Here is a 24,445-nt window from a genome sequence, read left to right as displayed (position 1 = left end):
TCAGTTCCTATCCGGCGCAACGTTCCCTTGATTGAGGTCGTCATTGCCACTCGTCTGTCCTGACGAGGCTTGAGATCTTTGGGAGAACTTTAATGGCGCACGTGATGAAATTCGGTATTGTCGCTCGTCTGGCAGCAGGATTTTGCTTTCTACTGATCCTGATGATTGGTCTGACGCTCTATTCAACCAGTCAGGTGGAGACTATCGATCGTAACCTGGGGCTGATCAACGACATCAACAGCGTGAAGCAACGCTACGCAATCAACTACAGGGGCAGTGTTCACGATAGGGCCATTGCAATCCGCGACGTGACACTGGTCACCTCCGCAGACGAGCGTCAGACGGCAGAGAAGCTGATCGAGACCCTCGCGGCCACCTACGCGGAGAACGAGAAGAAAATGGCCGAGATGGTCGCGTCGTCGACCGGTGCGACATCGCAGGAAAGAGCCATCCTGGACGAAATCTCCGCGGTTCAAGCCAAAACCAATCCTTTGGTCGCGCAGATCATTGCGCTGCAGGAAAAGGGCGATGGCGAAACGGCTCGCAAGATCCTTCTCGAGCAGGCGCGACCCCAGTTCGTCGCGTGGCTGAAAGCAATCAACAAATTTATCGACTACCAGGAAGCCTTGAACAAATCCATCGGCGGCGAAGTTCGAGACGCGGCCGGCGGGTTCAAATCGCTTGCGCTGACTGCGCTTGCAGTTGCGATCCTGTTGGCCACCATGGCCGCTGCCTTGACCGCCCGCTCCATTATCGGACCATTGGCCAAACTCCAGACATCGTTGAAGTCGATGGCCGAAGGAAACATGGCTGGCGATCGCACGCTGGAAAGACGTGGGGACGAAATCGGCATGCTGGCCCGGGCGGTTGCCGCACTCCGTGACGCAATCTCAGCCAAGGCGGCACGCGATGCGGATACGGAGGCGAAGCGAGCTATCGAAGAACGCGAGAGACTTGAGGCGGAGGCCACGGAACGCGAGGCTCTGGCTGGGCAAACCAATACAGCCGTCGCTCAGTTGGCTGAGGCCCTGCGAGAACTGGCCGACGGCGACCTTACCCGCCAGATTGCCGGCCCCTTCATTCCATCGCTGGATCCGTTGCGGGTCGATTTCAACCATGCCGTGGAGAAGTTGCGATTGACGCTGCAGAACGTCGCCGAGAACGCCAGCGCCATCGCATCGGGCGCACAGGAAATTCGGTCGGCATCCGACGACCTTGCAAAGCGGACTGAGCAGCAAGCTGCTTCGGTGGAAGAGACGGCGGCGGCGCTTGAGGAAATCACCATAACGGTTTCGGGGTCCAGTGCCCGTGCGCAAGAGGCCGGCCATCTCGTGCGCAGGACCAAAGAAAATGCCGAACACTCCGGACGTGTCGTCCGCAGCGCCGTCGAAGCCATGGACAAAATCGAGGCGTCTGCGACCGAGATCGGCAATATTATCGGTGTGATCGATGAAATCGCCTTCCAGACCAATCTTCTCGCCTTGAATGCCGGCGTCGAGGCTGCACGCGCCGGCGAGGCCGGTAAGGGCTTCGCAGTCGTAGCGCAGGAAGTACGAGAACTTGCTCAGCGGTCTGCAAAGGCGGCAAAAGAAATCAAAGATCTCATCAACACTTCAAATAGCCATGTAAGAAACGGCGTCTCGCTGGTTGGCGAGACGGGCAAGGCCTTGGAAGAGATCGTCGTCCAGGTTCAACAGGTCGATGGCAATGTCGGGGCCATCGTTGAAGCCTCCAGGGAACAGGCAACGGGCCTGAAGGAAATCAACACCTCCGTAAACACCATGGACCAGGGCACTCAGCAAAACGCCGCGATGGTCGAGCAGGCCACCGCCGCGGCTCATAGTCTGGCATCAGAATCCGAAGCACTGTTCCAACTGCTATCGCAGTTTAAAATAGGCAATCAAACCCAATCCCGTCCCGACAGACGGGCTTTGATTTCAGCCGCCAGCCCGACATCCAAAGCCTTGGCGTCACCGGCAAGGCAGCTTACGGCAAAACTGGCAACTGCGCTGCGCGGCTAGTCCGCCGCGTCGGCGGGATCGCGGGAGGAGTTTTGATAATGCTGCCTCCACGGCCGCATTGTGATTGTCGATCGGTCCACCGTCGAGATCGTCTGCATCATTGATGCCTAGCCGTCGTCTCAATGCCGGTACCGCGCCTGCGCGATACCGGCAATCCCGCCGAATATTTTCGATGGGCACAATCATCCTCTCACGCTCAAGCAGGTCTGAGCGCAAACATCCAATCAGGCTATCAATGGCGCTTAGCCGATCGATTGCGGCTCACCGATCTCCACCGCATGGCCATCGGGATCATAAAAGCGGAACACCCGCTGCCCCCATTCCTGCTGTTCGACGGGATGGATGAGATCGACATGCGGGGCTATCTTGGCGAAGGCCGCATCCACATCGTCATGTTCGAAATAAAGAAGCATGTTTCGGCGCCCATACGGCTCTGAAGTTTCGGCGGCTTTCTTCCAGACCGTTTGCTCCAGCGCTTTTCCGTCATGAATTGCAAAGCCGGTTTCAAAGAGCACGAAACTCCCGAAATCGTGCAGGATCTTGAGACCCAGCAAGCCGCTGTAGAAGGTCCTCGAGCGAGCGATGTCGCCGACGAAAGGAATTGGATTTACGAAACGCATCGTCAAAGCCGGTTTGGTAAGAGGATGAACCGAGAAAGAAACAATCTTCAAACGATTTCAATACATCTCGGGGCAAATATCGATAATCCTGACCACCGACTCCATCTCAGGCGAACTGGAGGGCCGATCCATGACAGAAACCCAGCGAACCATGATCGTCATGGATTCGGGAGAATCTCGCTTCCAGTTACGCGCAGGCGCGTTGATCCGGTCGAACAATCATATCCTCATTCATCGCGCGCTCGGAGATAAGCTCTGGTCCTTGCCCGGCGGCCGCGTGGAGTTTCATGAGGCAGGCGCCGCGACGCTCGCCCGCGAGATCGAAGAGGAAATCGGCTGCACGGCCACCGTCGGCCCCTTGCGCTTCATCATCGAAAACTTCTTCGAACTTTCCGGCCGGCGCGTTCACGAAGTCGGCTTTTACTACGAAGCGGAACTCTCGCGGCCGCTTCCGTTTCATGAAACTGATATCGTGCATCGGGTGAAGGACGGCAGCGCCGAGCTCGAGTTTCGCTGGGCTCCATCCACGAGAGCTGGGCTCGACCAATATGAGCTGGTGCCGCCGACCTTGCGCGATCTCATCGAGACTATTCCGACCGGCATTCGACATTTCGTGCGCCGGGACGCTGTCTGAGCGACAGCGATTGACGTACATTGCAACGACAACGGAATAGTTCATGAACGTGCGGGCATCTCTGCCAGGCTCAAATCTTCAGGTCTCCATTCGATGTCGCGCATCGCCATTCTCGGAAATGCAGGCGGTGGAAAATCCACCCTCGCTCGCAAATTGAGCGAGAGACACGCAATTCCCCATTTCGAGATCGACAGGCTCCTTTGGCAAGAAGGCTGGGTCCCGGCGCCAGTTGAGACCTACACCGAACAGCACGAACGGATCATCGCCGGCGAGAACTGGGTTATCGATGGATTGGGGCACCGGAATTCGATTTCGGCGCGGATAGATCGCGCGACCGAGATCATTCTCATCGACATGCCCCTCTGGATGCATTTCTGGCTCGCCACAGAGAGGCAGATGGCCTGGCAATCAGACAAGCTTGAGCACGCTCCCGGCGGATTTTCGACTATGCCGCCGACACGGGATCTGTTCCGGACCATATGGGAAATCGAGCAGGACTGGATGCCCGACATCCGCCGACTGTGCGCTGAAGCGCAGGATGCCGGCAAGACACTGACGCTGATCCCGAGCGTCGACGAATTGAATGCGCTCATGGAAGAGGCTGGGTGAACCCGTAGGTTCCAGGACCTTCATCCGAACGATCAGCCACGGCCGGTTGAGGGGCAGGTTTTCAACAAGGTGATTATATCGGTCATCTTGTCGGTGTTGGGGCTCAGTGCTGGCTATCCGGCACGACGACACGCATGCCGTCGACGACGCTGCTTGCCAGGATCTGACAGCTGAGGCGGCTGTTGGCGGTCGGCTCCATGACGAACTCGATCATCGTCGCTTCTTCTTCTGAGGGCGGCGGCAGCAGATCGAGATGAGGCTGCTCGATATAGCAATGACAGGTGCCGCAGGCCAAGGCGCCGCCACATTGCGCCACGATGCCATCGATGCCGCTCCTGACGGCGGCCGCCATCACCGTCTCGCCATCCTCGGCCCGCACACGGGTTTCGCGGCCGGCGGAATCGATAAACACGATTTCACACATTGTATTCTCCATGCTTTCGGCAAAACCGATCATGCGGCAACAAGCCTGATATCAAGGCATTTCGGGCCGCGCACCGACAGCCCGCGCTTGTAGGCGGGGTTTTCATCCAGCAGTTCGATGGAACGCGTCCGCTGCAAGAGCGTCGAAAAGATGATCTCCATATCCAGCCGGGCAAGGTGATTGCCAAGACAGAAATGGGCACCGCCACCGAATGCCAGATGGCGATTGGGAGTGCGCTCGACATTGAACCGATCGGGCGCCTCGAATTGTTCGGGATCGCGATTGGCCGCACCATACAGCAGGCCGACCTTCGTGCCTTTCGGTAGACGCTCGCCGGCAATTGTCTTTTCCTCGGTCAGGTAGCGATGAAAGAACGGCAGCGGCGACTCGAAACGGAACATCTCCTGGATGGCGGTCGACATGATGCCAGGCGTTTCCCTGAGCTTGGCGAGCGCGTCGGGATATTGCATGAGGGCATGCATGCCGCTGCCGAGCACGTCGATGGTCGAACCATGGCCGGCCATCAGGATCAGCATGCAGGTGGAAACAAGCTCGTCTTCGGTCAGCTCACCGGCGACATGCGCCTCGGTCAGCCGACAGAGCAGGTCTTCGCGCGGACTGCGCATGCGGTCGGCGATCAGCTCCTTGAGCAGTTCGTAGAATTCCGTTGTGGCACGTTCGGCGGTCGCCTTGCGCTCCGCGCTGCGATCGACGTCGAAATATTGCACGACCTCTTCCGACCACCTGCGCAGCTGCCCGGCATATTCCGCCGGTACGCCGAGAACCGAGCCGATGATGTGGCCCGGAACCCGCGACGCAAGATCCTCGACGAAATCGAACGTGCCGGCTTGCAGGAGACGATCGAGCAGCCGATCGACAAAATCCTGTATCATCCCTCTCTGGCGAGCGACGAGGGCGGGCGTGAATTCACGAAACACCTTGCGGCGCAACCGGTCATGGGTTTCGCCATCGGAATCCAAAAGGCTGAACTGCACAAAGCGCGAATGGTTCGGCATGTCGTGCCAGTTCTGCCGAACCTTCTGTTCCCGTATCTCTTCCGGGGAGAGAAAAAATTCGAGGGAGCGCACGAGCGTTTTGTCACCGGCGGCAGCGGCGACATCCTGATAGCGCGACAGCAGCCACATGTCGAAATGCTCGTAATAGACCGGGCCTGGACGGGCGCGCAGCTCGCGGTAGGAGGCATAGGGGTCGTCCGTGAACGCCTGAGAGAGCGGATCAAATACCGGGGTTGCCATCGCCATGATCAGGACCTCGTCCATTCTGGTTCATCGCCCACAGATTACAGCCTCGAACGGCGAAAAGACATGGATGCGAACCGCAGCTATATGGATAAAACTCTCATCTCCGGATAAGGCCTGACGATATGACCGATGAAGCAATCCCGGACGATATTTCCCCTGTGGACGACGTCTTCTTTCAGACGCCGGGCAAGCTGTCCCGCGCCCTCCCCTATACGCTTCTCGCAGCCGGGCGGCGCATCTGCACGCCTGCGGAAATGCCGATCGCCCATCGTTTCAACCAGCACACCCTCGTCCTCACCCTCAGCGGAAAAGGACTGTTGCAGGTCAACGGTCTCTCAAGCCTCTTGCATGAAGGGACAATCACCTGGCTGGATTCCTCGATACTGTATTCGCATCGCTGTGAACCCCACCATTCGCACTGGTCCTATCTCTGGCTGGGGTTCGCCGGACACGGGCTCGATACGCTGTTCGACAGCCTGGGCGTGATCGCCAATCCGGTCTTTGGCATTTCAAAACAGCGCGATCCGGAGGCGCTGTTCGAAGCCATCCTCCGGGACGTGGAGACGGGCAGTTTCCTCTCGGACAGCCGGTGTTTTGCCCTGCTTGCGCAATTGATCTCGCTTCTGGTTTCCGAGCGCGCGGAACATGGTGAACTGAGCGGCGCGGTCCAACGATTACAGCGGGTGATGGAATTGGTCCGCGCCGACCTCACGCGTTCCTGGACTGTGGGCGAACTTGCCATCGCCGCCAACCTGAGTCAGGCGCAGCTTTTTCGCCGTTTCCGTCAGAGAATGGGGACGACACCTCTCGATTGGCTGCGGCACGAGCGCGTGAACGCCGCGAAGCGATTGCTTGTTATAACCGATGAGCAGGTCGGCAAGATCGCCACCCAATGCGGCTATCCCGACCCCTTCCACTTCGCCCGCGACTTCAAGAGGCTTGTCGGCGTCACGCCGAGCGAATTCAGGCGGCAGGGTCGGAGCGCTCGGCCGCGCGCACCCTGATCGAACAACGCATTTTGCCTTCGCATAAGGAAGAAGCTCTCTTGCTATCGTCGGCCCCCCGGATTGGCTCGGCTTACATGACACGATAAAAGTCTGACCTGCATGCAAAATCATCTGAAACGCATACAGCGTCTCTCTCTGGAGATTGAAAAGTGACAACCGAACAAAGCGTCCTGCGCATCTCCACTATCGTGACCTTCGTTCTGGCGGTCGCCGGCATTGTCTTCGGTCTTCTCTCCGGCTCCTACGCGATCGTCTTTGACGGCGTCTATGCGCTCACGGATGCGAGCATGACGATCGTTGCACTGATCGTCTCCAGTCTGATCGTATCCTCCGCGACGAACACGGCGTCCGGCGGCAGATTCGCCAAGCATTTCACCATGGGCTTCTGGCATCTCGAACCCATGGTGCTCGGCCTCAACGGCGTCCTGCTGACTGGGGCCGCGGTCTATGCCCTGATCAACGCGATCGGCAGCATCATGGCCGGCGGCCGGCATCTCTCGTTCGATCAAGCCATCATCTATGCAGTGCTGACCATGATCATCGCCTTTCTGATGGCCGCCTATGGCAGGCGGGCGAACGAAACGCTGAGATCCAGTTTCATTGCACTCGACGCAAAAGCCTGGGTGATGACGGGCTGCCTGAGCGGGGCGCTGCTGCTCGCCTTCATCTTCGGCTTTTTCATTCAGGGGACGAGCCTGGAATGGATGTCGCCCTATGTCGACCCAGTCGCGCTCGCTCTGGTCTGCCTCATCGTCATTCCCATGCCGATCGGCACGATCAAGCAGGCCTTTGCCGATATTCTGCTGGTGACGCCTTCCGATCTGCGTGAACATGTCGATCGCGTCGCCACCGACATCGTTGGGCGCTATGAATTCGAATCCTACCGCTCCTATGTCGCCCGCGTCGGCCGCGGCAAGCAGATCGAGCTCTACTTCATCGTGCCACCGGACGGACCAGCGAAGAGGCTGGAGGAATGGGACCATATTCGCGACGAGATCGGCGAGGCGATCGGTGACGAGGGGCCAGACCGTTGGCTGACGATCGCCTTCACGACCGATCCGGAATGGGCCGACTGAGCGATAGGGCGGATATTGCGGCAGGATGGTCAGCCTAGAGCGGTTCAGCGATTCCATGGAAAGCTGAACCGCTCTATCTCTTTGTTTTCTCGCAATTCCGGACGGAAAACCGCTTGCGCACTTTTCCTGGAATAGCTCTAGCAGGCGAACCACTCCCGCTCTTCGAACCGATGCCGAACTTTGATTAGGCGCTCTCGGTGTCCGCCGCCGGGAGGGTGCCGGTCGATACGCGCTTCCGCCCTGGGCGAAGCATGAGGCTCTGGACGCGGCTGGTAAGCGGCTTCTCAACGGCTCTGAAGAGCAGCAGGGCAAACAGGACAGCCGCGAGCGTTGCGAAGATAACGAACAGGCCGAGAGGAAGAGCTCCGCCGAGCGTTTTTGCCCAGACGGCTCGCATCGGCCGCAGAATAAAGGGATGGGCGAGATAGAGGCTATAGGAGGCATCCCCCAGGGCGACACCCCATAGGACGAGCCTTCCTTGAGGCAGGACGGGGCCGATTGCGGCCGCAAGAACGAATAGCGCGGCGGGCAGGCCGCTTCGCAGGAATTGCGGCAAGGCCGCATCGTCCCAGGGCGCAGAGATGCGTACGAAGCCCAGAAGGCCGATGGCCATGAGCCCGAGCGCCGCTGCGCCACCGATCCTGATGCCGCTGCGAAAGATCAAGGCGACATGGACACCGAAGAGGAACTCCAGAATGATGGGGCTCGTCCAGAAGGCTATCTGGATATGGCTCGGATCGACGAGCTTTCCGACAAGCGCCATCCCGACCATGGCCACCGACAGCCAGACGACACCGAGCCTTATCGGCAGCAAAAGTGCGGCCGCAAAGAACACGTAGAACAGCATCTCGTAGTTCAGCGTCCAGGCGAGCGCGAGTACCGGCCTGACTTCATCCACGCCGCGCCCGGACGGAATAAAGAAATAGGATGCCAGGACATGGGACACGGAACCGATAGGAACCGCTAGCAGCGAGGGTGCCGCAAGCGCGCCGATAAGCATGATGCTCGTCAGCAGCCAATAGAGCGGAACTACGCGGGCGCAGCGCCGCAGGAAGAAACGCAATGGAGCGCCGCTCTTGCCGAATTCCGAAGCAGCGGTATGGGTCATGATGAAGCCGGAGAGGACGAAGAATATGTCCACCCCGAAACCGAGATTCGATGCGGAGCCATCGACCGCTGCCCGCCCTGTCGCCGCGGCCAGTATCTCGGTTTCGTGCAAGGCATGGGCGACGACGACGGACAAAGCGGCGAGCGCGCGCAGCACTTGAAGGTTCGACAGCAGGCGAGATGACCTGCCGGCATCACTGCCGGCGGCCGAACTCCCAAGTATTTCCCTATAAAATCCCACCAGAAATCTCAGTAAATATCTTCTTGGATTTCCATTTATGGGTTCAGACGATATAACAACTCGTCGCCGCGCGCTTGAATCGGCAGCTTTGCTTTAAATTATAGTTATTCTTCAGTTAAGCTTGCAGATGTTGGCACCGGTGCCCAACCAGTCATATTTCTTGACGTTACCCGCTCCTCCCGGCCGAGGGGAGCATCGAGCTATTGGTTGTGCATTTAGAGGAGCTTGATCGTGAATCATTTGCTGACCAACTCTCAGGCCGGTCGCGCGGTGCAATCGGCAACCCAGTCCAAGGGAAACGACATTCTCAGGCAGGCGCCTTTGGAGCCGGCATTAACCACGGCGACGCTGCCGCCGTGGAGCTGCATAATTTCCCGAACCAGATTAAGTCCTAGTCCGGCGCCACGGCCATCAGGTCCCAGGCGATTGAAGGGCTCAAAAATCTGCTCATGTTCGTCCCTCGCAATGCCGTTGCCCTCGTCGCAGACTTCGATGGAGCCGCTTTTTGCGACGCGTACCGTAATCGTTCCTTGGCGTCCGCCATGGTCTATGGCGTTTTGAACCAGATTCGTCAGCGCTCGTTCCAATGACGTCTGATCGCCCGTCACCACTATCTCATCGCATTCCCGCTCGAAGGCTACGTCATAGCCGGCACCAAGCGCCAGCGGGCCGAGGTCGAATAGCACCTGCTTGGCCATCGCGACTAGATTCACCGGCAGGAAATGGTTCCGCTTCTGGTCGAGGCGCTGAAGGTCGAGAAGTTGACCGGCGAGTGTCGTTAATCGCGCTGCGTCTTCCAGCAGGTCGCGCTTGTCAGTGCCGGCGGGGAGTGCGGAAACGCGCGCGTTCAGGATGGCAATCGGCGTGCGCAGTTCATGGGCTGCCTGGGCCAGAAAATGCTGATGTCGTTCATAGCCCGCATCCAGGCGGCGTAGTGCATCGTTGACCGCACAGACAAGTCCGCTGATTTCGATGGGCACATCGCTCACCTGCAGTCGGACGCCACGCTTGTCAAATTCGATGTGGACGGCTTGCGCTACAGTCCGGCCCAGACCGGTGAGCGCCCGGCGTACCACCAACGGAGTGGCCAGCGACGTCGCTAGCGCCATCAGCACGATGACAGGCAGTATCACCAAGATGAACCCGCCTGAAATACCCTTTGCAAGCCGCTGCGCGGACATCTGCCCTTTTGTACCTGTCAGAATCTGGACCCTCCCGGCGGGACTTTCGATCCATTTGATCACCGCATCGGGTTTTCCGACCAATTCAGGCCGGTCGCTCAGCCGGGCGTCGCTGAGTTGGCCGAGCACCACGACCAGCGGTAAATAGGCGATAGGAATGTTGCCCGCTTGCAGCCGGCGCCCCTCCAGGTCGCGGATGGTGAACCACAGGTCCGGTGCCTTGGCGCGAAGATGAACGAGATCCGGCGTCTCTCGCAGTACCAATCCACCAGCTGCGTCGCGCTCAATCGCTTCGGCCAGCACATCTAGGCTGCCACCTTCATAGTCGTCAAGCAGGTAGCCGGTACTCCAGATCGTCGCAATGACTATGAGAAGGACAACCGCAATCATGCCCGCCTGCAGTGTCACCAGTCTGCTGACGAGCAGCCATTTCAGCGAAGGCTGTCGCATCACACCGTCTCGCGGAGGAGATAGCCGACGCCACGGATGCCGTCGATGGTGATGCCGGCTTGTGCATCGGCGAGCTTGCGACGAACGCGTGAGATATGGGTATCGAGTGCATTTGACTCGATTTCGTCGTTCATGCCGAAGACGGCTTCCATCAAGGTTTCGCGCAGCACCATCCGGCCCATGCGCCGCATCAGCGCTTCAAGCACCAGCAATTCCCGACGCGGCATGCGCAGATGGGCGCCTTGTACGTTTGCCTCACGATGGACGAAGTCGAAAGACATGCGCCCGAGACTGACGATATCGGGCTGCAGATGAACCGGCCGACGCAAGATCGCCCGTAATCGGGCCAGAAGCTCATCGAAGGCAAAGGGCTTGCCGAGATAGTCGTCCGCGCCGCTGTCCAGTCCGGCGACCCGGTCGGCCAGGTCACCCTTCGCGGTCAGCACCAATACAGGCACGACATTGCCCCTGACGCGCAGCAACTTGACCAGCGAGAGGCCATCCCCATCAGGCAGCCGACGGTCCAGCACAACGACATCGTAAATATCGTCGTGAAGGGCGGCCTCCGCCTCCGACAGGCTCGCCACGTCGTCCACAATCATGCCATTGCGAACCAATCCGTTGCGCAGAACAAGAGCCATTGGGCGCTCGTCTTCGACCAAAAGCACACGCATTCAGTAAACTCCATCCCCGCCCGCATCGATAGGGCATTCAAATGGTAGCATCGCTGCATTGAGATAACCTTGCAAAGATCGCCTCATTGCCCCCGATTCCAGCGAGGAACAGCGCGTGCGGCTTTTTGAAGGCCCTCAACATGACAGGTTCTCTCAATCTGGGTGTGTAAGATCTCGCTTGCTCATCTCGAAAGGACGAACCAATGCTCGTTACTCCTAGCCGCCTAACGGCCGATCGTCGTTCCCCGCTTGAGGACGGTCGTCATGTACATCACTGATGCCGCCTCGTTCCTTCTTGCGTGGCTTCGCAACCCACGCGCCATTTCGGCGGTAACCCCGTCAGGCCCGCGCGTCTCGGCTTTAATGACGCAAGGCATTGGGGCAACCACCGGCCCGGTCATGGAACTGGGGCCTGGCACCGGCTCCTTCACTTATTCGCTCCTAGAGCGCGGCGTGCGCGAGGACGATCTCACGCTGGTCGAGCTTAACACCGATTTCGCCGAACTTTTGCAAAGGCGCTTCCCCAAGGCGCGCGTGCTCCGTTTGGACGCAACGCGGATCGGCGAGGCGGACGTGTTCAAAGGCACCTCATTCGGTGTGGTCGTCAGCGGATTGGGTTTTCGTACCATGCGGTCCCGCGAAATCCGCGCGATCCTGGGTGGGGCCTTCAAACATCTCAGGCCCGGCGGCGCATTTCATCAGATCACCTACGGCCCGCGCTGTCCTGTGCCGGATCAGATTCTGGGTCACTTGGAGCTCAGAGAAGCGCGGATCGGCGGAACGATCTGGAACTTGCCGCCAGCTTCCGTCTACCGGATCTCCAGGGCGGCGGATTGCAAAGTCCCGAAATATGCCGAGTTAGCGCGATCGCAGCCCGCATGACGGCTCAGGAACTGGTGGCGCAAGCTCCCGGCACCGTCACACTATTCACGAGCTTTGGGCTGGCTGGCATTTTCTGCCTCGCCATCATGGAGAAATTTGTCCCACTTTTTCCATCCTATATCCTTCTCATGCTTCTCGGGTTGATGATGCCGGATCTTCTTGCGCTTGCCTTATCCATTGCTGCAGTAACGGCAGGTTCCGTCACTGGCGGACTTGGCTGGTATGGCATTGGTTGGGTATTCGGGCCGCGAAGGGTGCGGCGGGTTGTCGCTCGCTATGGCGGATACCTGTTGCTAAAGCTATCCTTCTACGATCGGCTGGCCGGTACTTACCGCCGCAACCATTTCTGGGTAACGCTGTCTGGTCAGGTCATTCCCGCGGTCAGGATCTATCTGGCCCTGCCGGCCGGCGCTTTGCGGCTTGACCCCCGAACCTTCCTGGCGGCGACATCGCTTGGTTGCTTGATGTGGAATGGGTCTTTCCTGTGCCTCGGCTATGCCCTGCGCCGCAGCGGAAGAGACGTAACACAGATCGGCTTGTGGGCCGCAATGGCGATCATTGCGGCCGAGGGCGTAGTCTTGTTCGTCGTGGGCATCAGGAACAAGACCGTCAAAGGCTGAACGCGGACGGCGCTGCCGTCCTCATCGGCTGATATTCCTTAGCGCCGGATGATTTTAGGTCGAATGACCTAAAATCTGAATCCGTGTTGAAATCATATAGATGGAGCATGATGTCGTCCGGAAACCGTTTACACTTTTCGACATTACCCTCCAGGCGTTAGGCCGTGGTCAAGATTATATGCGCCTGAATCTTGGCGGCAACTTCGCCATTGCCATGTCTGTCTGTTATCACGGATGCGGCGTAATCGGTTGCAGCCTCCAGGCTTCCCGCTTCTCTGGCTTCGATTTCGTTGCGAAGAAGCGTTCCCTGACAATAGGCTACGGCCGGTAGGCGCGGCGAGGATGCGCGGCTCTGTTCGGCTCTCGTTTCGATCGTCACATCGGCGAAACCTGCATTCTCGAGATCGCTGCGAATCCGGTCCATATCGTGATAGCCATGCGGGGTACGTGCCAGAAAGCGCGGCGGATCGTTCGGGAAAATCCGGGCCAGCGCGTTCGTCACGTCATCCGCAAAGATATTCTCCTCGATGCGATCCCAGACGTTGAACAGGAAATGTCCCCCAGGCTTCAGAACGCGCTTTGCTTCACGATAGGCCGCGATGCGATCTGGAAAGAACATCGCGCCGAATTGGCAAAAGACGAGATCGAAGGCCGCATTTTCAAACGGCAGCGTCATGGCGTCTGCTTGCCGCCAAATGATGCGGCTGTCTGGCGGTTGCTGCGAAGCCGCATAGTCGAGCATCGGCTGGTTGAGGTCGGTAACGACGTAGCTTGTATCAGGGGACAGCTTGGGCGCCAATGCGCGGGTGACGACCCCGGTTCCCGCGGCAATTTCGAGGACCGCGTCCGGTGCCAGTGACGCTGCCCGTCGCGCAAGATCCGCGGCGAACGGCTCGAAAATCAGCGGCACGATATAACGGTCGTAGTTTTCCGGAATCGAGCCGGCGAATACCTTGTCCGTCTCCAACATTGCCATGATCCCCTGCGCGCCTCACAGGCCGTTACATTAGCATATCGCGCCGGGGGCGTCATTCAGCGTCGCACAGGCGCAAGCCGCGTAGAGCCGATCCGTTCAGCCGGCATCACCGCGCGCAAGCACATCCAGAAGCTGGCTGGTATTGTCGATCGAGAATTGTATGCGCTCGCCCGGCCATACAGACTCGGAATAGGAGATCGGCGTACCCTTGAGATCGACGTCCACTTTTCTCGATACGGCCACCGGCTGGGACATGGACTGGCAGAGCTGCTTGGCCTCCTCGCTTGTCGGCAGACGAACGACGATATCGGTGCGCAGGCGGATATAGTCGGGGATGCCATATTCGGCCAGAATGACGGTTACGCTACGCCCGCTGCGCCGCGCCTCGTCGAAGCCCGGAAAGCGGCGCACCGGATAGTAGGCGTGCGAATAGTTGATCGGCTCCTCGTCGGCAAACCCACGCCGGACGATATGATAGACGGGCTCGCCATGGGGAAGCCGCAAAGCCTCCGCGATCATCTCGGAAGCCGGAACCACCTCTTCATGAATGGCCTGCCCAAGCGGCTCCCTGCCCTGATCGAGCAGGTTCTGGGAAAAGCGCGTGCGTTCCGACAGGCGGTAGTCGAGGCGGCTATCCCTGACAAAGGTTCCGCGCCCCTGCTCGACCAGCACGAGCCCTCGGCTTTCGAGCCGGGAAATGGCGCGTCGTATGCTGTGGCGGCCGACACCGAAACGTTCCATCAGGTCGGATTCGGTCGGAAGCTGCGCCTTGGATGACAGGCGGCCTGTCAGAATATCCTCGGCAATGTCGCTCTCGACCTGTTGCCATTGCCCGTGCAGCAATTTCTTCTCCATGCCTGCTTTCCGAATTCAACCCATGTCATTCGAATGACATATATCGCTACAGCATTAATTTTCAATCTCTGCCCGATGATCGAAATCCACCAAACAACAGCCAAAGCCAATTTCTCCATTGGGCTTTGACCTTTAGTCACACCTCCCTTCACATGAGTGTCATTCGCCATGCTACATAAATATCCGAATGTTTTACTAACCAGTCGGATATCGAGGATAAGATGGTAGGGCTTAATCGTCGTCAATTTATCGCGGGCACGACCGCACTCCTCGGCACATGGATCGCTATGGGGCCGCTGATGGCGACGATCCTATTGTCGATCGTCCCCGTTCTCTTGATGTTCCTGCTGGCACAGCGTTTCATCGTGGACGCACTGGCACCAGGCATTGACGGCAGATAGGCGGAGCATGCCCCGAATAATCGTTATCGGATCGGTAAACCACGATCGCATATGGCAGTTGGATGCTCCGCTGGTTCCAGGCGGACGGATGCAATTTTCGTCCCAAACAACCCGTCTCGGCGGTGGCGCCTTCTATACCGGGCGGCAGTTACTTGAGTTGGGAGCCGATGTCGCCATCGTCTCGCGGCTGATGCAGGACACACAAGGGCAAGCGGCGCTCGAATCGCTGGCAGCAGCCGGCTTCGACACCAGCTACATAGCGATGGTCCCGGGAGAAACCGCGCCACTGGAAATTTTCCTCGAGCCGAATGGAGAGCGGACGATCATCGCGCCGGCCGGACGATCCCAGCCGCTCACGGTCACTGGGAAACTGTCAGGCGCCGGCGTCTATATCAATGCTATTGCTCTCGACAAAAACCTTGTCGAACAGATCGACGCCCAGCCCCTCGTTATCTCGCAATTCCCCCTCCGGCCCGCGACATCCCGCCCTTCCGATTATGTCATTTCCTCGCGTGACGACGTTGCGGATGATCTGACGCTTGCCTGGCAGCGCGCCGGGCAGATCGCCGGTCCGCGCCTGAAGATGCTCGTGCTCACCGACGGCACGCGCCCGATCACGCTGTTTGACGGCTTAAAGGCCGTTGAGGTCGAACCGGCAGCGAAGGTCGACACGGCAAACACGATCGGCGCCGGCGACCGCTTTGCAGGGTCTTTTCTCTTTGCCTTGGTGGAAGGGCAGGCGCCAGCGGCGGCCGCCTATGAAGCAAGCCGCATCACGGCGGAATGGCTACGCCGGCGCGGCGACTGAGGATTTCGCGGCGCCTCAGAAATCGCTCCTTATGCCTGAAAACGTCGTGGACAATTCATTCGAATGATTATAGTTCTCATTCGAATATTTGAAGACTCGCCACAACGAATCCCAAGGCCGAGGACAAGACGATGACTGAGGAGAAGACCGGCAATCCAGTCAGCGCATCCTATACCCACGCACAGGCGCTGGAAATTCTCGCCGCCGGCCGGTCGGCGCAGCTCAAAGCGTCCGGCGTTGCGATGATCGGTGTCTTTCATCATCCGGACGATGTAAAGGCATTGATCGATTAGGAATTGCACCTGCAAGCCATCAAGATCGAGGACGAGCAAGACGATGTGGCTGAGTAATTTTGAAATTGTATTGCAGGACCGCGTGATTGAGCGCGGCGCCATCAGGATCGAAGACGGGCTGATCGCCGATATCAGCGAACGGCGTGTCGACGGGGCAGAGGTAGATGGTCATGGACGGCTTCTGCTGCCCGGCTTCGTCGACATGCATGGCGATATGATCGAAAAATGCGTGGAGCCGCGCGTCAATGTCCGCATGCCGCTCGAACTTGGCGTCTACGACCTCGACAAGAAGCTTGCCGCCAACGGCGTGACGACAGCCTATGCGGCGGTTGCCTTCACACCCGCTACCTATGGCCATGTGCGCTCCGCGGAAAATACCCGCGCGATGGTCGAAACGCTCGCATCCATGCGCGAGGAGTTGCTGATCGACCACCGGGTCCATGGCCGCTTCGAGGTGACCTTCCTGCCTGCGTTGAAAGAAGCGAAGACCCTGATTGATGCCGGTGCGCTCCATCTGATTTCGCTCATGGACCATACACCGGGCCAGGGGCAATACCGCGATATCGAGCTGCACATCGCCAACACGGCGAAGGCCAAGAAGATCAGCGAGTCACAGGCGGCCGAGCTCGTGAAGCAGCGCATGGCTGCGCGCAGCGAACATGGCGACAGCATGGACATCATCAACGGACTGGCGGAATTGGCACGCGAGAACGGCGTCGCGCTGGCCTCCCATGACGATGACACAATCGAGAAGGTCGCGCTCCTGCATAGTCTCGGCGCGGCGATCAGCGAGTTTCCGATCAATATCGCGACGGCGACCGAAGCAAGGCGGCTGGGATTGGCGACGGCCATGGGCGCACCGAATGCGCTGCGCGGCCTTTCCTATTCCGGCAATCTTTCCGCACGCGAAGCCTATGAAGCCGACGTGCTCGATATTCTGGCGAGCGACTATCATCCATCGGCCATTCTGCCGGCCGTGATCGCTCTTGCGGAAATCGGCAAAGGCGGTCTGCCGGCCTCGGCCGCATTGGCAAGCGCCAACCCGGCAAAGGCACTCGGCCTCAACGATCGTGGCCGCATCGCTGAGGGGCTGCGCGCCGATCTGGTGATTGCCGAACGTGGCCGCGTGCCGCGGCTTCGCAGCACGATCCGCGGCGGCAGGATGGTTTGGTCCGACGGTTCCATCAAGAGCTTCTAAGCTCAAGGCAAGACCGGCTCGCACTCCCCGCCGGCATGCGACGCCGGCCCTCAGCGGAAGGGATTTCCCTCCCGCCAATCTATCCGTGTCACATCGCTTTCTGTGGATGCGGCGATCCCTCATAGGCGCCCCAGATCGACTGATCGAAGTTGATCGTGGCACCGGTCATCAGGCCGGATTCCTCTGACGACAGGAAAGCGACGGCGCGCGCGACCTCCGCCGGGTCGACGAGCCGGCCGAATGGCAGAGCTGCAGCCGCCTTTGCCAGCCAATCCTCCGCGGCACCATGATATTCGCGTTGAATGCGATCCTCGCCGTCGCTCGACATCCAGCCGATATTCAGCGCGTTGACCCTGATCCGGTTTCTGAGCAACGCGAAGGCGGTATTTCGGGTCAGCGTGTCGAGCGCGCCCTTGGAGGAGCAATAGGCGCTGATGAAGGGCTGGCCGGCCATCGACGACATCGAGGAGATGTTGACGATGGTGCCTTCGATGCCATTGGCGATCATATTCTTGATCGCGTCCTGCATCAGGAAGAAGGGTGCACGCACGTTGATGGCAAACATCCGGTCGAACAGATCCGGATCGGTATCGAGAATGGTGCCGCGGTCGGTGATGGCAGCGACATTGACGAGCGCATCGATGCGGCCGAATTTTTCGACCGCCGTCGCGATGACTTTGCGGCAGTCCTCGACCTCGCCGAGATCTGCCGTAACGAAATCAACCGGCATCTTATAGCGGTCACCAATTTCCCGCGCCTTGGCTTCGCCCTTGCCGGTGCTGCGGCCGCAAATCGTCAGACCGGCAGCACCCCGTTCGGCAAAGAGCCGCGCAACTTCCGCACCCAGGCCTTGCGTGCCGCCGGTGACGACGGCAAATTTTCCATCCAGTCGGCTCATCGGATCCTCAAGCCTCCCTGCGTGCGGCATGGGCGGCGATCAGTTCGGCAAACCGCCCGGCGTCCGTCCCGGCATCGATCGCCTCAGCCATGATCTGCGCCTGGGTCTTCGGTGCGAGACCGCCGACAGGCGGATCGCTGTCGAGATTGGTCGGGAAGGCGTAGCCCTCGGCCGTCGATGCGATCACATTGGCGATCTCGGCACGGCTCAGCGTGCCGGCATCGAGCGCGGCGAGAAGGGAGGGATAGACCGTGATCGACATGCGGGTACGGTTGACGCTCTCCATCGCCCGCCCGAAGGCCGACGACACCTGCAGGAGATTGGCCATACGGTAGATGTCTTTCGAGACATTGTTGCCGGCTCCATGCATGACCGCCGGATTGAAGAAGACGGCATCCCCCTTCTTCAGCGGCAATTGCACGTGATGCTCGGCGAAATAAGCCTGGAACTCCGGACGACCAAAGGCAATATAGCCTTCGAAGAAGGTCTGCGAATAGGGCAGGAACAGCGTCGGCCCGCTTTCGAGCGGCATATCGCAATGCGCGACCGCTCCCTGCAACGTCAAAAGCGGTGAAACGGCATGGATATGGCCGGGATAGGCCTGCATCTGCTGCGGCGACATGAAGCCCAGATGATAATCGCGATGCGGCTTCTGTGCAGTGCCGCCTGGATTGACGCGGTTCATCTGCGCGGTCATCTGATAGCCGACGCCAAGCCAAGCTTCCGACACCATGGCGACGGTGGTCGAGGCGTAGTAGCGGGCAAAATTCTCGGGGTCCGACAGGCAGTGCTTTTCCAGGGCATTCCAGATACGGTCATTGGCGCCGGGCTTGGCGAAGTGGTCGCCAGCGCCTTTGCCCCTCTCCTTTTCCTCACGGACAATGGCTTCGAATACAGTGGTTGCGCGATCGACAACTGCCGTATCCGGCATGGCATCCTTGATGACGACGATGCCGGGGCCTGAGGTGAAGGCCTCGACCCACTCGGCCATCAGGGCGCGGCGTTCGTCTTCATTTCCGGCGGCGCTGCGAACCTTGTCACCATCATAAATGAGGATGTTTTTCTCGATCCCCGGCGCCGACGGCCAGTCCGTCGGATTGGCGGTCTTTTCGACCACGCTCTTGAAATGATCGAAATTGCCGCAATCGGCCGAAAGCCAAACCTTTTGGCTGCGCCGGCTGGCGACCGTCTGAGCGTCCATGGTGATCTCCTCCCAAAGTGACGTTGGACTTATGGGATTGATCCTAGTCTTGGCCCGACCTATGAGAAAGATACAAAACACCTCAAAAACACCTCAGAAGGAGCCGCCTTGAAATCGCCTTTCCCATTGAAAGACATTGCTCTGCAGGCCGGGCTCAGCCTTGCGACCGTCGACCGGGTAATGCATGAGCGCGACGGCGTGCGCACTGTTACCCGCGCACGGGTTGCAGCGGCGATTGCCGAGCTCGAGCGGCAATATGTGCAGTCCGGCCTGGCTGGACGGCGCCTCGTGATCGATGTCGTCATGGATACGCCGCAGCGCTTTTCCGCTGCCGTCCGCGAAGCCTTCGAAGCGGAATTGCCCGGCATGCGGCCCGCCTCGTTTTCAGCGCGGTTTCATGTGGCCGAGACAATGAGCGAGCAGGAGCTTCTATCGATCCTGCACACCATACGCCGGCGCGGCAGCCATGGTGTCGTCCTGAAGGCGGCCTCCACACCCGCCATCGTCGAGTTTGCCGCCCAGCTCATGGCGGTGAAAATCCCTGTGGTCACGCTGGTGACCGATCTGCCGGAAAATTCCCGCATCGGCTACGTCGGAATGGATAATCGCGTGGCGGGCGCGACCGCCGCCTATCTTCTCGGCCGCATGACCGGAGGGCTGACGGGCAAGGTGCTGGTAACACTGTCGAGCAAGCTCTTTGCCGGCGAAGACGAGCGCGAACAGGGATTTCGTGAAGTGCTGGCGGAGCGCTTTCCTCATCTTTCGGTCGTCCGCATTTCGGAAGGTTTCGGCGTGGACCGCACGACCGAGCTTCTTGTCCGCGATGCGCTGGAACGTGAGCCGGATATTCGCGCAGTCTACTCAGCTGGCGGCGGCAATCGCGCCATATTGAAGGCCTTTGCCGAAGCCCGGCGCGAATGCACGGTCTTTGCGGCGCATGATCTCGATCAGGACAATGTCAGGCTGCTTGCCGCCGGCGAGATCACCTTCGTCATCCACCACGATCTGCGCCATGATGCCCGCAGCGCCTGCCAGCTCATGCTCGCCTATCATCGGATGCTGCCGGCCGACTTCCAGGTGGCGCCGTCGCGGGTCGCGATCGCCACGCCCTTCGAGCCCGCACGCTAGTTCAACGTCGGCCGTTGCATCGGAGATGGAGGCTATTCGATCGCGGTGATTTCCAGCTCCTCCTTGCCGAGGCTTACGACATCGCCAATCTTCTTTCCCATCAGCAATCTTGCGACGGGTGAAACGTATGAAATCGATCCCGCCCTCGGATCGGCCTCATCCTCTCCGACGATACGATATTTCTGCACGCGGCCGTCTTCCCGGCTATAGGTCACCGTGCTCCCGAAGGCGACGACCTCGAACGAGCCGGGAGCCGGCACGACGTCGGCCGTGCGGACCCTTTCAGCGAAATAGCGCGCATCGCGCAATGGGATGGCGCTTTGCCGCCGGCGTTCATTGATGTCTTCGATGGCATTTGCTGTTTCATAGGCTTTTCGCGCTTCCTGAAGCTGTAGCTCCAAAGCCTTCAATCCCGCCTCCGTAACGAGGTTCGGATGCGAAGAAATGGGCCTGTCGGGCAGCACGGTTTCCGCTGCCGCTTCGGCACTTTCTTCCTTCATGAACGCTGTGCTCAATTTCAAACTCCATTTCGGCGCTTCGTATTCTTTTGACATTCCCGACGACGCCCAGCCGGCCAGCCCTCGAACGGCTCGGCCTGAACGATGGGGACGATCGGCAAATCAGCCCTATACTATAGACCAAATGCGATGGCCGATAGAAAGCCCGGGTCGCCGACAAATGCGCTGCCGACGCAGGCGGCATTGGAACCGAGACTGCTTTCAGGCAGCAATCCACAGATCGCCAAGGGTGATGGCGACGCGCCGGTTCAGGCCGATATCGCCGCCATGCCGGGCTGGAAGAGCGAGGTCGGACGCCGGATCGATGCGCTCGTCGTAAGGCCGTCCCCGACGTTCGAAAGGCGGTCAAATGGAATTCGCCACTCTATGGCATGGACGGCGACGGCTCTGGGCATCCATTGCTTCACGAAATACATCAAGGTCGCCCTCTTTCGCGGCGCAGCGCTGCATCCTATCCCGCCCGGAGCTTCGAAAAGCAAGGAGACGCGCTACCTCAATATCCATCAGGACGAGACGCTCGACGAAGCGCAGTTTACCGATTGGGTAAAGCAAGCAAGCCGGCTGCCCGGCGAGAGTATGTAAATCTTTGCCGAATGCATGCCGGGCGATTGATCGGCAATCAGGTCGCGGGCCGCCGGTTGCCGTCGCCAAATCCCAGATCCAAAGTGACTGTTGCAACAACCCTCAAATCGATTAGTCTTCAACAGCCAATTGTGGCGGGTGCAAATCATCGCTTTCGCGGGCTTTGCCCGCAAATTATCAGCGTGAGAAAAATCGATGGTCAGCCTCGGTGTTTTGACGACCTATATATTGGTAGTGCTCGGTCTGATGGTCATTCCAGGGCCTGCCACGCTGCTCACGCTTGCCAGAGCCATCAGCGGCGGCAAGCGTGCCGGGTTGGCAACCGGCCTTGGCATTGCCGCCGGCGATCTCTTCCATACGATGATGGCGACCTTCGGATTGTCGGCGCTGCTCGCCACATCCGCGCTGGCCTTCGAAGTCGTCAAGTTTGCCGGCGTCATCTATCTGATCTATCTCGGCTTCAAGGCTTTCTTCGAAAAGAGCGGCAGCATTGACGTGCCGACCGCACAGGCCATCACGCCCTTGCGCGCGTTTCGGCAAGGTTTTTTCACCGAGATCCTCAACCCGAAGACCGCCCTTTTCTTCCTCGCTTTCCTGCCGCAGTTCATTCATCCGGAAAGCGGCTCGGTCATCGCGCAATTCGCGCTGCTCGGCGCCATCTTCGTCGCCCTCAGCATCGGCGTTACCTCGCTTCTGGCAATCGGAGCCGGCTCGATCGGCGGCTGGCTGCGCCGCAACCGCACCATCGGACGCTGGCAGGGGAAAGTCATCGGCACGATCTATATGGTCCTGGGCGTGAGGCTTGCCCTGCAGCAGCAGTGATGTGCTTTCGTGTAACTAACTGAAGATCAGCGACCGCCTATCAGCGATTGGGCCGATCGGGCAAAGCAAGCTGTCGCCAAGGGACTGCAGCTGCGGCCAGGCTCGACAGCCGCCAACATTTCGCTGCCTGCTCGCAGCACCATCCCGAATCCATCTCGACGCGCGCCGGAAAATTAACCAAACGCTGATCGAGATCGGGTTGCCCGCGGGAGATGACGAGCAAAAACCAGACGACAGGAACTGATAGGCGATAATATTCGTGTCGAGCGCGATCTCACTCGGGCAATAACCGCCGAAGCATGCGAAACCCGGTGCCCAAAACGCGCGGGTTCCCAAGCATCCTCAAGCTTAACGGCGCGAACCGAAGGGACGGAGCGCCATGTGGCGGTTGACATCCTTGTAGAGCAAGTAGCGGAAGGCACCGGGGCCGCCAGCATAGCAGGCCTGCGGGCAGAAGGCACGCAGCCACATGAAATCGCCGGCTTCCACCTCGACCCAATCCTGGTTCAAACGATAGACGGCCTTGCCTTCCAGCACGTAGAGGCCATGCTCCATGACATGGGTTTCCGCAAAGGGAATGACGGCGCCGGGCTGCAGGGTGACGATCGTCACGTGCATGTCGTGACGCAGATCGGAGGGATCGACGAAGCGGGTGGTCGCCCAGCCTCCGCCGGTACCTGGCATGGCCGACGGCGTGATGTCCTTCTCGTTGAGGATGAGCGGCTGCGGATGATCCAGTCCCTCGACAGCCTCATAGGCCTTGCGAATCCAATGGAAGCGGGCATGCACGCCCGCGCGGTTGTGCAGCGACCACTTCAGGCTTGGGGGGAGGAAGGCATAGCCGCCCGGCTGGAGGATATGCTTGCCGGAAGGCAGGGTCAGTTCGATCTCGCCATCGACGACGAAGAGCACGCTTTCGGCCTCGGCATCCTGTTCCGGCCTGTCGCTGCCGCCACCCGGCGCCACCTCCATGACATATTGCGAAAAGGTTTCGGCGAAACCCGAGAGCGGCCGGGCGATCACCCAGCAGCGGGTGACGCTCCAAAAGGGCAGATAGCTCGTGACGATGTCTTGCATCACTCCCTTGGGAATGACGGCATAGGCCTCCGTGAATACCGCCCTCCCCGTCAGGAGATCGCTCTGCGGCGGATGACCGCCAAGAGAAGAATAATAGTTTCTTTGCATCGTCTGGACCCTTCATTCTCATAGTTTCGCCGAGGCTGCGGCATGCGCCTCCGCCATATAGCGGATTGCGCTAAAAGCGGAAATGCCGCGTCACGTGGCCCCTGCTTTCTCAAGCAATTCTACAATCTTGCCGTAGCCACGGCTGCGCGCATGCTGAAGCGGCGTTAGGCCGTCATTATCGGCGAGATTGACGTTCGTGCCGGCACCGATCAGCAGTTCAACGATCCGGACGTGAGACGGGCCGCCGTCACCGAGGATGATCGCCTCCAGCAGGGCCGTCCAGCCGAGCCGGTTGACGTGATCGACATCGACCCCGGCCTTGATCAAGGTATCGACCGTTTCGACATGGCCGCGCTCGGACGCGGGAATGAGCGCCGTACCGCCATAGCGATTGATGCTTTTAAGATCCGCGCCGTGGGCGAGCGTGAGCTTTAGAATATCAAGATGGCCGCGAGCACCGGCATAGAGATAGGGACTGTCCTCAATCTCGTCCTTGGCGTTGACGTCTGCTCCTGCCTCGATCAGCGCCCGCGCGGCCTCCACTTTGTTGCCATGCGTCGCGACGAGCAGTGCCGTCGCGCCGCCTGCGTCTCGCGCCTCGATGGCAGTGCCGTCGACGAGCAGGTCCCGGATGGCGGTGACGTCGCCCGCCGTGGCTTCCTTGTGTAGTCGAAGATCCATTGTATCGCCGAAGGCAAGGAAAGGCGTGCAGACAGCCGTCAGGAAAAGCCAGGCCGACAGCAAAAGTTTCAACATGCCTCATCCCGTTGAT

The 24,445-nt window shown here is 59.5% G+C and carries 27 protein-coding genes; 14 read left to right on the top strand and 13 right to left on the bottom strand.

Going from position 1 to position 24,445, the window contains the following annotated elements; genetic code table 11:
- The first annotated feature begins 92 nt into the window (after positions 1 to 92).
- Complete coding sequence (locus HGP16_RS08790) at positions 93 to 2,021, top strand: methyl-accepting chemotaxis protein (RefSeq protein ID WP_168839616.1); 1,929 nt, start codon at positions 93 to 95, stop codon at positions 2,019 to 2,021.
- A gap of 242 nt (positions 2,022 to 2,263) precedes the next feature.
- Here HGP16_RS08790 and HGP16_RS08785 read toward each other — a convergent pair whose 3' ends face one another.
- Complete coding sequence (locus HGP16_RS08785) at positions 2,264 to 2,641, bottom strand: VOC family protein (protein WP_168839615.1); 378 nt, start codon at positions 2,639 to 2,641, stop codon at positions 2,264 to 2,266.
- 130 nt (positions 2,642 to 2,771) lie between these two features.
- On the opposite strand from HGP16_RS08785, the gene HGP16_RS08780 reads away from it, so the two are divergent.
- Both HGP16_RS08780 and HGP16_RS08775 read left to right on the top strand, forming a co-directional pair.
- Positions 2,772 to 3,275: an NUDIX hydrolase gene (locus tag HGP16_RS08780; RefSeq protein ID WP_168839614.1), complete on the top strand. Its 504-nt coding sequence runs from the start codon at positions 2,772 to 2,774 to the stop codon at positions 3,273 to 3,275.
- A 93-nt stretch (positions 3,276 to 3,368) separates the two neighbouring features.
- Complete coding sequence (locus tag HGP16_RS08775) at positions 3,369 to 3,884, top strand: adenylate kinase (RefSeq protein WP_168839613.1); 516 nt, start codon at positions 3,369 to 3,371, stop codon at positions 3,882 to 3,884.
- Between the two features lie 103 nt (positions 3,885 to 3,987).
- Here HGP16_RS08775 and HGP16_RS08770 read toward each other — a convergent pair whose 3' ends face one another.
- On the bottom strand, positions 3,988 to 4,308 hold the full coding sequence (locus HGP16_RS08770) for a 2Fe-2S iron-sulfur cluster-binding protein (RefSeq protein ID WP_168839612.1): 321 nt from the start codon (positions 4,306 to 4,308) through the stop codon (positions 3,988 to 3,990).
- A 29-nt stretch (positions 4,309 to 4,337) separates the two neighbouring features.
- Positions 4,338 to 5,588, bottom strand: coding sequence for a cytochrome P450 (locus tag HGP16_RS08765; RefSeq protein ID WP_409526820.1), 1,251 nt, complete (start codon positions 5,586 to 5,588; stop codon positions 4,338 to 4,340).
- A 104-nt stretch (positions 5,589 to 5,692) separates the two neighbouring features.
- Between HGP16_RS08765 and HGP16_RS08760 the strand changes: the two genes are divergently transcribed.
- Both HGP16_RS08760 and HGP16_RS08755 read left to right on the top strand, forming a co-directional pair.
- Positions 5,693 to 6,574: a helix-turn-helix domain-containing protein gene (locus tag HGP16_RS08760; RefSeq protein ID WP_246703276.1), complete on the top strand. Its 882-nt coding sequence runs from the start codon at positions 5,693 to 5,695 to the stop codon at positions 6,572 to 6,574.
- A gap of 152 nt (positions 6,575 to 6,726) precedes the next feature.
- Positions 6,727 to 7,653 (top strand): cation diffusion facilitator family transporter, encoded by a 927-nt coding sequence (locus HGP16_RS08755; protein WP_168839611.1) that lies wholly within the window; start codon positions 6,727 to 6,729, stop codon positions 7,651 to 7,653.
- A gap of 184 nt (positions 7,654 to 7,837) precedes the next feature.
- On the opposite strand, the gene HGP16_RS08750 is transcribed toward HGP16_RS08755, so the two are convergent.
- The 3 genes from HGP16_RS08750 to HGP16_RS08740 all read right to left on the bottom strand — a co-directional run bounded on the left by HGP16_RS08750 (position 7,838) and on the right by HGP16_RS08740 (position 11,306).
- On the bottom strand, positions 7,838 to 9,001 hold the full coding sequence (locus tag HGP16_RS08750; protein ID WP_312862858.1) for an acyltransferase: 1,164 nt from the start codon (positions 8,999 to 9,001) through the stop codon (positions 7,838 to 7,840).
- Positions 9,002 to 9,255: 254 nt separating this feature from the next.
- Positions 9,256 to 10,632, bottom strand: coding sequence for a sensor histidine kinase (locus HGP16_RS08745; protein WP_168839610.1), 1,377 nt, complete (start codon positions 10,630 to 10,632; stop codon positions 9,256 to 9,258).
- Entirely contained in the window at positions 10,632 to 11,306 is a 675-nt protein-coding gene (locus tag HGP16_RS08740) for a response regulator transcription factor (RefSeq protein WP_168839609.1), read from the bottom strand. Before HGP16_RS08740 ends, HGP16_RS08745 begins: the two co-directional genes overlap by 1 nt.
- Before the next feature lie 264 nt (positions 11,307 to 11,570).
- Here HGP16_RS08740 and HGP16_RS08735 point away from each other — a divergent pair, with 264 nt between their 5' ends.
- Both HGP16_RS08735 and HGP16_RS08730 read left to right on the top strand, forming a co-directional pair.
- Positions 11,571 to 12,188, top strand: coding sequence for a class I SAM-dependent methyltransferase (locus tag HGP16_RS08735; protein ID WP_168839608.1), 618 nt, complete (start codon positions 11,571 to 11,573; stop codon positions 12,186 to 12,188).
- Positions 12,185 to 12,808: a DedA family protein gene (locus tag HGP16_RS08730; protein WP_168839607.1), complete on the top strand. Its 624-nt coding sequence runs from the start codon at positions 12,185 to 12,187 to the stop codon at positions 12,806 to 12,808. Before HGP16_RS08735 ends, HGP16_RS08730 begins: the two co-directional genes overlap by 4 nt.
- A 157-nt stretch (positions 12,809 to 12,965) precedes the next feature.
- Here the strand turns inward: HGP16_RS08730 and HGP16_RS08725 are convergent, their stop codons facing one another.
- Together HGP16_RS08725 and phnF are read right to left on the bottom strand one after the other, a co-directional pair.
- On the bottom strand, positions 12,966 to 13,778 hold the full coding sequence (locus HGP16_RS08725) for a class I SAM-dependent methyltransferase (RefSeq protein WP_168839606.1): 813 nt from the start codon (positions 13,776 to 13,778) through the stop codon (positions 12,966 to 12,968).
- Between the two features lie 102 nt (positions 13,779 to 13,880).
- Entirely contained in the window at positions 13,881 to 14,639 is a 759-nt protein-coding gene (gene phnF, locus HGP16_RS08720) for a phosphonate metabolism transcriptional regulator PhnF (RefSeq protein WP_168839605.1), read from the bottom strand.
- 221 nt (positions 14,640 to 14,860) lie between these two features.
- Here phnF and HGP16_RS08715 point away from each other — a divergent pair, with 221 nt between their 5' ends.
- The 4 genes from HGP16_RS08715 to HGP16_RS08700 all read left to right on the top strand — a co-directional run bounded on the left by HGP16_RS08715 (position 14,861) and on the right by HGP16_RS08700 (position 17,339).
- The gene (locus HGP16_RS08715) at positions 14,861 to 15,040 is read left to right on the top strand and encodes a hypothetical protein (protein WP_205926370.1); all 180 of its coding nucleotides are present in this window, start codon (positions 14,861 to 14,863) and stop codon (positions 15,038 to 15,040) included.
- A gap of 7 nt (positions 15,041 to 15,047) precedes the next feature.
- The gene (locus HGP16_RS08710; protein ID WP_168839604.1) at positions 15,048 to 15,848 is read left to right on the top strand and encodes a PfkB family carbohydrate kinase; all 801 of its coding nucleotides are present in this window, start codon (positions 15,048 to 15,050) and stop codon (positions 15,846 to 15,848) included.
- Positions 15,849 to 15,979: 131 nt separating this feature from the next.
- Positions 15,980 to 16,141, top strand: a complete 162-nt coding sequence (locus HGP16_RS33910; RefSeq protein ID WP_168839603.1) for a hypothetical protein — start codon at positions 15,980 to 15,982, stop codon at positions 16,139 to 16,141.
- Positions 16,137 to 17,339: an alpha-D-ribose 1-methylphosphonate 5-triphosphate diphosphatase gene (locus HGP16_RS08700; RefSeq protein WP_312862866.1), complete on the top strand. Its 1,203-nt coding sequence runs from the start codon at positions 16,137 to 16,139 to the stop codon at positions 17,337 to 17,339. Before HGP16_RS33910 ends, HGP16_RS08700 begins: the two co-directional genes overlap by 5 nt.
- Before the next feature lie 88 nt (positions 17,340 to 17,427).
- Here HGP16_RS08700 and HGP16_RS08695 read toward each other — a convergent pair whose 3' ends face one another.
- Both HGP16_RS08695 and HGP16_RS08690 read right to left on the bottom strand, forming a co-directional pair.
- Positions 17,428 to 18,237, bottom strand: coding sequence for an SDR family oxidoreductase (locus HGP16_RS08695; RefSeq protein WP_168839601.1), 810 nt, complete (start codon positions 18,235 to 18,237; stop codon positions 17,428 to 17,430).
- Between the two features lie 7 nt (positions 18,238 to 18,244).
- On the bottom strand, positions 18,245 to 19,438 hold the full coding sequence (locus HGP16_RS08690; protein ID WP_168839600.1) for a phytanoyl-CoA dioxygenase family protein: 1,194 nt from the start codon (positions 19,436 to 19,438) through the stop codon (positions 18,245 to 18,247).
- Between the two features lie 108 nt (positions 19,439 to 19,546).
- Between HGP16_RS08690 and HGP16_RS08685 the strand changes: the two genes are divergently transcribed.
- A complete protein-coding gene (locus HGP16_RS08685; protein WP_168839599.1) occupies positions 19,547 to 20,566 on the top strand; it encodes a LacI family DNA-binding transcriptional regulator in 1,020 nt (339 codons plus the stop codon).
- Between the two features lie 32 nt (positions 20,567 to 20,598).
- Here the strand turns inward: HGP16_RS08685 and greA are convergent, their stop codons facing one another.
- Positions 20,599 to 21,081, bottom strand: a complete 483-nt coding sequence (gene greA / locus HGP16_RS08680; protein ID WP_168839598.1) for a transcription elongation factor GreA — start codon at positions 21,079 to 21,081, stop codon at positions 20,599 to 20,601.
- A 132-nt stretch (positions 21,082 to 21,213) separates the two neighbouring features.
- Here greA and HGP16_RS08675 point away from each other — a divergent pair, with 132 nt between their 5' ends.
- Positions 21,214 to 21,666: a DUF1801 domain-containing protein gene (locus HGP16_RS08675; protein WP_246703277.1), complete on the top strand. Its 453-nt coding sequence runs from the start codon at positions 21,214 to 21,216 to the stop codon at positions 21,664 to 21,666.
- 195 nt (positions 21,667 to 21,861) lie between these two features.
- Positions 21,862 to 22,488 (top strand): LysE family translocator, encoded by a 627-nt coding sequence (locus tag HGP16_RS08670; RefSeq protein WP_168839597.1) that lies wholly within the window; start codon positions 21,862 to 21,864, stop codon positions 22,486 to 22,488.
- Between the two features lie 348 nt (positions 22,489 to 22,836).
- Here HGP16_RS08670 and HGP16_RS08665 read toward each other — a convergent pair whose 3' ends face one another.
- On the bottom strand, positions 22,837 to 23,673 hold the full coding sequence (locus tag HGP16_RS08665; protein WP_168839596.1) for a bifunctional allantoicase/(S)-ureidoglycine aminohydrolase: 837 nt from the start codon (positions 23,671 to 23,673) through the stop codon (positions 22,837 to 22,839).
- 90 nt (positions 23,674 to 23,763) lie between these two features.
- Positions 23,764 to 24,354, bottom strand: coding sequence for an ankyrin repeat domain-containing protein (locus tag HGP16_RS08660; RefSeq protein WP_246703299.1), 591 nt, complete (start codon positions 24,352 to 24,354; stop codon positions 23,764 to 23,766).
- Positions 24,355 to 24,445 lie beyond the last annotated feature (91 nt).

The organism is Rhizobium sp. P40RR-XXII, from assembly GCF_012641405.1.
In the GTDB taxonomy this organism is placed as follows: Bacteria; Pseudomonadota; Alphaproteobacteria; order Rhizobiales; family Rhizobiaceae; genus Rhizobium.
Note: the sequence above shows the minus strand (reverse complement) of the source record. Positions and strands in the feature narration are given on the sequence as shown.

Excerpts from the sequence above, each read along its gene's own strand:
- HGP16_RS08790 (WP_168839616.1), top strand. The coding sequence starts at position 93 with ATGGCGCACGTGATGAAATTCGGTATTGTCGCTCGTCTGGCAGCAGGA.
- HGP16_RS08785 (WP_168839615.1), bottom strand. The coding sequence starts at position 2,641 with ATGCGTTTCGTAAATCCAATTCCTTTCGTCGGCGACATCGCTCGCTCG.
- HGP16_RS08780 (WP_168839614.1), top strand. The coding sequence starts at position 2,772 with ATGACAGAAACCCAGCGAACCATGATCGTCATGGATTCGGGAGAATCT.
- HGP16_RS08775 (WP_168839613.1), top strand. The coding sequence starts at position 3,369 with ATGTCGCGCATCGCCATTCTCGGAAATGCAGGCGGTGGAAAATCCACC.
- HGP16_RS08770 (WP_168839612.1), bottom strand. The coding sequence starts at position 4,308 with ATGTGTGAAATCGTGTTTATCGATTCCGCCGGCCGCGAAACCCGTGTG.
- HGP16_RS08765 (WP_409526820.1), bottom strand. The coding sequence starts at position 5,588 with ATGGACGAGGTCCTGATCATGGCGATGGCAACCCCGGTATTTGATCCG.
- HGP16_RS08760 (WP_246703276.1), top strand. The coding sequence starts at position 5,693 with ATGACCGATGAAGCAATCCCGGACGATATTTCCCCTGTGGACGACGTC.
- HGP16_RS08745 (WP_168839610.1), bottom strand. The coding sequence starts at position 10,632 with ATGCGACAGCCTTCGCTGAAATGGCTGCTCGTCAGCAGACTGGTGACA.
- HGP16_RS08740 (WP_168839609.1), bottom strand. The coding sequence starts at position 11,306 with ATGCGTGTGCTTTTGGTCGAAGACGAGCGCCCAATGGCTCTTGTTCTG.
- HGP16_RS08735 (WP_168839608.1), top strand. The coding sequence starts at position 11,571 with ATGTACATCACTGATGCCGCCTCGTTCCTTCTTGCGTGGCTTCGCAAC.
- HGP16_RS08730 (WP_168839607.1), top strand. The coding sequence starts at position 12,185 with ATGACGGCTCAGGAACTGGTGGCGCAAGCTCCCGGCACCGTCACACTA.
- HGP16_RS08725 (WP_168839606.1), bottom strand. The coding sequence starts at position 13,778 with ATGTTGGAGACGGACAAGGTATTCGCCGGCTCGATTCCGGAAAACTAC.
- phnF (WP_168839605.1), bottom strand. The coding sequence starts at position 14,639 with ATGGAGAAGAAATTGCTGCACGGGCAATGGCAACAGGTCGAGAGCGAC.
- HGP16_RS08715 (WP_205926370.1), top strand. The coding sequence starts at position 14,861 with ATGGTAGGGCTTAATCGTCGTCAATTTATCGCGGGCACGACCGCACTC.
- HGP16_RS08710 (WP_168839604.1), top strand. The coding sequence starts at position 15,048 with ATGCCCCGAATAATCGTTATCGGATCGGTAAACCACGATCGCATATGG.
- HGP16_RS33910 (WP_168839603.1), top strand. The coding sequence starts at position 15,980 with ATGACTGAGGAGAAGACCGGCAATCCAGTCAGCGCATCCTATACCCAC.
- HGP16_RS08695 (WP_168839601.1), bottom strand. The coding sequence starts at position 18,237 with ATGAGCCGACTGGATGGAAAATTTGCCGTCGTCACCGGCGGCACGCAA.
- HGP16_RS08690 (WP_168839600.1), bottom strand. The coding sequence starts at position 19,438 with ATGGACGCTCAGACGGTCGCCAGCCGGCGCAGCCAAAAGGTTTGGCTT.
- HGP16_RS08675 (WP_246703277.1), top strand. The coding sequence starts at position 21,214 with ATGGCCGATAGAAAGCCCGGGTCGCCGACAAATGCGCTGCCGACGCAG.
- HGP16_RS08670 (WP_168839597.1), top strand. The coding sequence starts at position 21,862 with ATGGTCAGCCTCGGTGTTTTGACGACCTATATATTGGTAGTGCTCGGT.
- HGP16_RS08665 (WP_168839596.1), bottom strand. The coding sequence starts at position 23,673 with ATGCAAAGAAACTATTATTCTTCTCTTGGCGGTCATCCGCCGCAGAGC.
- HGP16_RS08660 (WP_246703299.1), bottom strand. The coding sequence starts at position 24,354 with ATGGATCTTCGACTACACAAGGAAGCCACGGCGGGCGACGTCACCGCC.